Consider the following 7,200-nt stretch of genomic DNA (forward strand, 5'->3'; position numbering starts at 1 on the left):
GATGGCCTGAACACACAGGCCATCGGGACAAAGACCGGCATCCGTGAGGGTGCCGGTCTTTTTTATGGTCGAATGGCCCGATTGATGAGTTAAAAGCCGATTTGCCTTTGCACCTGTCAGGGGGATGGTCCATCATCAACCTTTTGCCAAGGGAGGAGCGCCATGTTTGTATTCGACGTAACGGGAGCTGCGGGTGAGAAGGCCAGCATTCGGGTGCAGGCCCTGGATTGGGCGCAAGCCGGACCAGTGACCTTCCAGTGCGATGATGATCAGCTGGCGGTCGTGCTTCTGAGCGGTTGTCGTTGCGACGCGGTGGGCTTTTTCAACCTGTTGGCGGGGTGTAAACCTCTCTATATCGAACAGTGGCTCAGCTATCTGCAGGAGAGTGGTCGCATTGGCAAGTGGAGCCATCAGACCGAGAGTCCCGCCGATGGGGACTATCTGGCCAGAGCCGGTCTGGAACACGATGAACTCAATACCCTGCTTGGCCAGGTCTATCAGGTGGCGGGGTTCAACCGGTTGCAGATCAACCGTTACCTCAAAAACCGCCACAATCCTACTACACTGGCTACCCGTTACGATCAGAAGGAGCTGGAGCGTTATCGCCAGCTCAATGACATCATTCTGACCCTTTTGAAGCTGAAGCATCCTCAGTAAAGAGCCCCAGCTGGCTGATATCCGGTCGCAGCGGTTGCGGCCGGGCGATCAGATAGCCCTGCAAGCCATCCACGTACATCCCCTGCAGCAGCTGTTTCTGGCCAAGCTGTTCTACCCCCTCTGCAATCACCTGGCACCCCATCCGATGTGATACATCGACGATCATCCGCACGAACTGCTGGTTGGTCTGATCCCGCTCCAATCCGGTGATAAGGGCAGGATCCAGCTTGATGTAGTCGGGCTTGAGCTCGCGAAACAGGGTAAAGGAACCGATCCCCTTGCCGAAATTGGCGATCGCCGAGCGACTGCCGTTGCGGCGCAGCAATTCAAACACCCGCTTGGCGCCGGTGAGGTTGCGTTCCAGATGCTCTTCATCCAGTTCGAATACCAGATTGGCGCTGGTATTGGGATCTTTGAGCAGCTGGCGGTCAAGCCAGATCAGGAAGGCGCTGTTTTGCAGCAGGTTGGGGGAGAGGTTGATCCCCCAGCGACTCTGGTTGGCACCAAAGGCCCGGTACTGACGCATGATGTGGGTAATGACCAGCTGCTCCAGCCGCATCACCATATCCAGCCGCTGGGCCATGGCAAACAGGGTGTCGGTGGGCAGGGCGGTGCCGTCATTGCCGCTGAAGCGGGTGTAGATCTCGTTGTAAGCCAGCATGCTGCGGTGCAGGGGCTGGATTGGCTGATAGGTAAAGCTGAGTCGCTCCTGCGCCAGCACTTCGGTCAGCACGTCGCGCCAGTGGTGTTGCCCCTGCAGATCGGAGGCGCTGTCATCCTGCTGGATGGCCCAGCCGTTGATGGTTTCGGTCTGGGCGCGAGCCAGTGCCAGATCCGCTCTGGCCAGCACGGCTTCGATTTTCTGGCCGCTGCTGAGCTTGGTCAGCCCCGAGTAACCGGTGCTCTCCAGCTCGTGCTGATCCTGATAGTGATCGAAGGCCACCTTCAAATCCTGCCCCAGCAGATGGGGGGGAATATTGGCCACCGGTTGCACCAGCACGGCAAAATCGGCCCCCGAGATGCGGTAGACCTGATTGCCCGGGAAGCGGCTTACCACCCGCTTGATGAGAGCGGCCATGTCCTTGATGTAGGCATCACCAGACTGGAATCCGCGCTGGGCGTTGATCTTGCCAAGCTCGGTGGCACGGATCAGCACCAGGGTAGCGGTCTGGGTGTCCTGATCCCGCTGCAGCAACTCGGTCATGTCGCGGCGAAATGCGTGGCGGTTGAGAAGCTGAGTCAGCTCGTCTGTGGTGGCCAGATTGCTGAGTTCGGTCAGCTGGCGATGAGCGCTCTGCTCGGCGCTTTCGAACTGCTCCAGCAGCTGTTGCAGCACCTCCTGGGAGGCGGGCTCATCGAGTTGTGAGGGATCCCGCCCTCTGATCGCCTTGACCCAGGTGAGCTCCTGATGCTGGAGCATGCCATCCATGGTGCGGATGGCCAGCATCAACAGCAGGATCATGCCAAGCAGTGTGGTGGCCAGAATAATGGCCAAAGTGAGCGGTGTGCTCTGAAGGGCCAACCAAACTGCTTGCAGGAGCAGCAGGGGTATGGTCACTATGGTGGCGATCAGAAAGAGGGTACGTCCGAGCTTGTGAACCATCTTGTCATCCTTGAAGTGGCTGCTTTGTGGGGGAATTTTAACCAAGCTGGCGGAGCAAAGCATGCTATTCCTCGCAACTCGGTGAAAAGGGTCAATTGAGATCGGTTAAATGTGAGTGAAACCACTTTCACCGGTGCCGAAACAGGCGAAGATGAGTTGAAAATAGATCAAACAAGGCAGAGGTAAATCATGTTGTTAGAGCCCGAAAATAGTGCCAAAGCACGACAATTATTGAACCAGAGTATGGCACTGGTGCTGGCGGGTGGACGTGGTAGTCGCCTGAAGCAGTTGACTGACAACCGCGCCAAGCCTGCCGTCCATTTCGGTGGCAAATTCCGGATCATTGATTTTGTGCTCTCCAACTGTATCAACTCGGGGATCCGCCGCGTTGGTGTAGTCACCCAATACAAATCCCACAGCCTGCTGCGTCACCTGCAATCGGGCTGGTCCTTCCTGCGTTACCAGATGAACGAATTCATCGACCTGCTCCCTGCCCAGCAACGGGTGGACGAGGTGCACTGGTATCGCGGCACCGCCGATGCCATCTATCAGAACGTCGATATCATCCGCGACTACGGCCCCAAATACCTGGTGGTGCTGGCGGGGGATCACATCTACAAGATGGATTACGCTGCCATGCTGCTCGACCATGTGCGCCTTGGCGCCAAGGTGACTGTGGCTTGTATCGAGGTGCCGCGGGCCGAGGCATCCGCCTTCGGGATCATGGATATCGACGAGCAGCGCAAGATCCGCGCCTTCGTCGAAAAACCGGCCAATCCGCCCGCCATGCCGGGTTGCGAAGATCGCTCGCTGGCCTCCATGGGGATCTATATCTTCGAGGCGGAGTACCTCTATCAACTGCTGGAGGAGGATATTCACAATCAGGACTCCAAACACGACTTCGGGATGGACGTGATCCCCCGCATCGTGGAGGAGGGGATGGCATTTGCTCACCCCTTCAACATGTCCTGTGTCGGGGCGCGCGAGGGGCAAAAGCCCTACTGGCGAGACGTGGGTACGCTGGACTCCTTCTGGGAAGCGAACATGGATCTCGCCTCCGTGCTGCCCGAGCTCGACATCTACGATCAGAACTGGCCCATCTGGACCAGCCAGACCCTGACGCCACCGGCCAAGTTCGTGCAGGATCGCAATGGTCAGCATGGCATGACCATCAACTCCATGTTCTCGGGCGGTACCATCGTCAGTGGGTCATTTGTGCTCAACTCGGTGCTCTTTACCAATGTGCGGGTGCACTCCTTCTGCACCCTGGATCAGGCCATCATCTTCCCCGGGGTCGAGATCGGCGCCGGTTGCCGTCTGCGCCGGGTGGTTGTTGACAAGGGATGTGTGCTGCCCGATGGGCTGGTGGTGGGCGAGAATGCCGATGAGGATAGCCGCCGCTTCTACCGCTCCGAGCAGGGGATTGTGCTGGTGACCAAGGAGATGCTGGACAAGCTGGTTTGAGGAAGGCCCTTGAAACTGTGTCAGACGCTGTAATGCAAAGGGAGCCAATCTGGCTCCCTTTTTCATGCTGGTGAATGGCGAAGATTACTCGCTGACCACCGCTTTGGCGGCCATCACCATGGCGGTGCCGTGCTTGCCACCGGCGGCAGTCACTTGCGGTACGCCATCTTCGTCGGTGTCGCTACCGGCACCTTCGATGATGTTCTCGCCGGAGTCACCGATCCACTCAGCCATCTGCATGCCACCGTTGACGGTGCCACGGAACCAGCTGACGTACTGACCGGTCAGCTTGGCCAGCTCCAGCTCGGGCGCCTTCTCGGCCCCTTCGTTGCGCAGGTTCAGCATGGCAGAGCGCAGGGCGCCGGAGATGGCAGCCTGGGTCCAGGGAGTGTATTCACCCTGTTTACCCGCCAGCCAGGTGCCCGCCTTGGCATTGAAGTAGGCCTTGTCGGCAGCGATAAACAGCTCGCGGGCGGCAGTGCGGTACTTGGCATCGGAGGTAGCGAGGAACGCAGCGGTCAGACCACGGATGGCGGCGAACTGTGCATCGATGGAGTGGCCGGCATCGAGCTTGCCACCCAGCGTGATGCCGTCATGCACCAGACCATTTTTGCCCTTGAGGTTGGCAAGGATGAAATCGGCCTGCTTGCGGATAAGCTCAAGCGCTTGCTGACCCTGCTTGGTCTTGAGGTTCAGCTCGCCATTGTCACCGGCGGCGTAACCGACCGGCAGCGCGTCCTGAGCGCGCTGGAAGATCTGCAGGGCGACCAGTGCGTAAGCGGCGTCAAAGGTGGTGACGTGCTTGCCCTGTTTGCCTGCCTGCCAGCTGTCGACCAGGGTACCAGCCTTGGCATCAAAGTGCAGGGCTGCCAGGTTCTTGAAGGTGAGGTTTGAGAGATTGATCGCCAGCGAGAAGGCATCGCTGCCCGCAACCGCTTTGCCCAGGTCATTGACCTGGTTGGCAGCCGGTGCGGCGGCAAACGGCGCACCGTCAAACACGGCGTGGAAGGCCGGGTTCTGGTTGGTGTTGGCGCTGCGCTGATCGCTGAAGGCATAGAACTCGGAGAGTGGCCACAGCATCATCCAGGCATCGCGCAGCTGGGCGGAGCCATCCACCACCTCCAGCTTGCCGATGGCACCGGCATCGTTGTTGCTGGTTTCGGTCACTTTCACCTGATGGGGGAAGTAAATCACGCCCTTGGCCGGATCGTACTGCGGGGTGATTTGGGCGCCCAGTTGCTTGCCATCGAAGCCAAGCTGGTTCTGCATGATGGCCAGCTTGTCGATGGATTGTTCGGTCAGCATCATGCCGTTGAAGCCATCGGCGGCAGAGACGCCCAGCTTGTGCTTGCCATCCTGATCCATGGTGGCGGAGGCGGCTTCTACCTCTTCATCGGTTTCGGCTACGTGCATGCCGCCGAGGAAGTCCTGGGACCACATCACCTCTTTGAGCAGGATACCGCCCACCGCTGCGGGCACCAGCAGGTTGTCGCTGCCGCTCCAGCGCAGGGTGCTGTAGTCGCGGAAGTAGGCGGGCACCTGGGTCTTGACGGTTTTCTCGGTCCCTTTGGCGGTCTTGATGGTGATCTGGTCGCCATTGACCGGGGTGGCGTTGACGGCCTGGGCAAACTCCGGATTGGCGGAGGCGTAGGGCAGGGAGAGGGGATACATGCCCTGCGGCACTTCATCAGCCGGGAAGCCAACGGCGTCGGCCATGGCCAGCACCCGTTGCCCCAGAGAGGCCATGGTGCCGCCACGGGCCAGGTTTTGCGGCCCGTTCACCAGATGCGGGCCCATGCCGGATTGGTAGTTGAGGGCGTACATCGCCTCTTCGGAGTATTCGTAGGATTCGATGCCGGCAGCGAAGTCGAACGGGGTCGGCTCATCGGCACGGTTGGCATCCAGCACATCCAGATCCAGCCCCAGCGCTTCGGCAAGCGGCTCACCGGAGAGCTCGAATTCGGTATAAGCCAGCATGTTGGCGGCGGTATTGAATGTCTTGTCTTCGACTTTGACGGCTGCGTGTGCGGCGCCGCTGATCAGTGCGCAGGCGATCGCCTGAACCAGTACGGTTTTTCTCATGTCCCTTCTCACCATTGGTTTTATTATTGACGCTTCTCATGACGAATCTAAATGAGAATGGTCTGCATTATGCTGTGTTCACGGGGACTTGAGAAGTAAAAAACCGCCCCATTCGGCTGCACGTTAAACCGGATGTGCGCTGTCGAAGAGGACGGTTATCTGTTTATTGCGATGAAAGTGCCAGCGCTGCGGGGATCAGAGCAGCTTGAACGGGATGACCAGACGGCCCGGCTCTACCTTGAGGGCTTCGACCTTCTCCTTGATCCTGGCTTCGTTCTTGCGGCTGCTGTCGAGGCGGTAGACCGGCGTTTGCGACAGGAACAGGGAAAGGGACTGATTGAAGGTGGGCAGCAGCGGGGTGAGGGCGGCCCCGATATCGGCCGGCTCGGTCTTGACCGAGACAAGCTCAAGGTCGCGCAGATAGATGGCGCCTTGATCGGCCACATAGTCCGGACGGGCGCTCAAAGCAAAGCGGATCTTCATCTGCTGGCTGCCAAGGGGACTGCTCACCTGCAGGTCGCCAGCGGCATCCAGCTCGATGCGATCTGCTTGTTTGCGGCCGATACGGCTCTGCATCTCATCCAGACGGATCTTGCTCGACATGATACCGGGGATCCCCAGCTGTTTTTCAAAAGAGACCTGATCCTTGAGGTACTGGTTGATTTCGGTCTCGCTGACGTTGTACTGGGTCAGGGAGCAGGCTCCCAGCAGCAGGCAGAAGGGGAGCAAAAACAGGTGCTTTAACATGATTGGTTCCGTGGTTGGGACTTGGGTCATCAAGATGGCGCCATCTTAGGAGGAAACGGCGTGCGCTGCCAGCGTGAACATCCTCATCCCTTTCTTGTTGCAACCCCGTATGGAACCATATCAATGTCTCCAGACAAGCAATCTTGCGTAGAGAGGCAGGAAGGGCGGGGTCGATTCCCCATAGGCCATCACCACAGCAAGAGCCCAATGTCTGGTGTCATGAAAAACCCATTGACCGGGGGATGAGGTGTCCTGGCAAGATCGGACAGTCCCGGATGTACAGATCTAGTTATCACCTGACACCGGCCTCAAGCCGGTGTCTTGTTTACGCTACTTTAGAGCGCACTTCCTTCGGTATCAATTTCAGACCCTTTTTGAACATGCTGTAAGGGGTCTGCCCCTCCATCATCCTGCCTTGATGTGGCCGCTGGGTGTTGTAGTGCTCTAGGTAGCTATCCAGGTCTGTCTGCATCTGCTCTACCGACTCATACCAGGTCGTTCTCCCCTTGATACGGAAGTGTTCATCCAATAAGGTTCGATGTAGCCGCTCGATAAAGCCGTTGCTCTGTGGCCTGCGCACCTTGGTGGTTCGGTGCTCAATCCCCTCCAGTTGCAGGAACAGCTCGTAGGGATGGTGGTCAGGTCGT

General features: G+C 58.6%; 6 protein-coding genes. 2 read left to right on the forward strand and 4 right to left on the reverse strand.

What is annotated here, in order from left to right:
* Positions 1-162: 162 nt before the first annotated feature.
* On the forward strand, positions 163-657 hold the full coding sequence (locus ACB040_RS05995) for a hypothetical protein (RefSeq protein ID WP_042055706.1): 495 nt from the start codon (positions 163-165) through the stop codon (positions 655-657).
* On the opposite strand, the gene ACB040_RS06000 is transcribed toward ACB040_RS05995, so the two are convergent.
* Positions 620-2,260 carry an EAL domain-containing protein gene (locus ACB040_RS06000; protein ID WP_371153462.1) on the reverse strand — a complete coding sequence of 547 codons (1,641 nt, stop codon included), beginning with the start codon at positions 2,258-2,260 and terminating at the stop codon, positions 620-622. The two genes, ACB040_RS05995 and ACB040_RS06000, sit on opposite strands and share 38 nt — an antisense overlap.
* A 189-nt stretch (positions 2,261-2,449) precedes the next feature.
* Here ACB040_RS06000 and glgC point away from each other — a divergent pair, with 189 nt between their 5' ends.
* A complete protein-coding gene (gene glgC, locus ACB040_RS06005; RefSeq protein ID WP_005337070.1) occupies positions 2,450-3,724 on the forward strand; it encodes a glucose-1-phosphate adenylyltransferase in 1,275 nt (424 codons plus the stop codon).
* Positions 3,725-3,808: 84 nt separating this feature from the next.
* On the opposite strand, the gene ACB040_RS06010 is transcribed toward glgC, so the two are convergent.
* From ACB040_RS06010 to ACB040_RS06020, 3 genes are all read right to left on the reverse strand, one after another.
* A complete protein-coding gene (locus ACB040_RS06010; RefSeq protein ID WP_371153459.1) occupies positions 3,809-5,806 on the reverse strand; it encodes a hypothetical protein in 1,998 nt (665 codons plus the stop codon).
* Positions 5,807-6,001: 195 nt separating this feature from the next.
* Entirely contained in the window at positions 6,002-6,553 is a 552-nt protein-coding gene (locus tag ACB040_RS06015) for a lipoprotein (protein ID WP_338771254.1), read from the reverse strand.
* Between the two features lie 325 nt (positions 6,554-6,878).
* On the reverse strand, positions 6,879-7,200 hold a 322-nt coding region (locus ACB040_RS06020), incomplete at its 5' end, for an integrase core domain-containing protein (protein WP_371153457.1).

Source organism: Aeromonas sp. S11(2024) (genome assembly GCF_041402345.1).
Taxonomy (GTDB): Bacteria; Pseudomonadota; Gammaproteobacteria; order Enterobacterales; family Aeromonadaceae; genus Aeromonas; species Aeromonas veronii.

Bases quoted from the DNA above. Each gene is read 5' to 3' on its own strand.
- ACB040_RS06015 (WP_338771254.1), bottom strand. From the start codon at position 6,553: ATGTTAAAGCACCTGTTTTTGCTCCCCTTCTGCCTGCTGCTGGGAGCC.
- ACB040_RS06010 (WP_371153459.1), bottom strand. From the start codon at position 5,806: ATGAGAAAAACCGTACTGGTTCAGGCGATCGCCTGCGCACTGATCAGC.
- ACB040_RS06000 (WP_371153462.1), bottom strand. From the start codon at position 2,260: ATGGTTCACAAGCTCGGACGTACCCTCTTTCTGATCGCCACCATAGTG.
- ACB040_RS05995 (WP_042055706.1), top strand. From the start codon at position 163: ATGTTTGTATTCGACGTAACGGGAGCTGCGGGTGAGAAGGCCAGCATT.
- glgC (WP_005337070.1), top strand. From the start codon at position 2,450: ATGTTGTTAGAGCCCGAAAATAGTGCCAAAGCACGACAATTATTGAAC.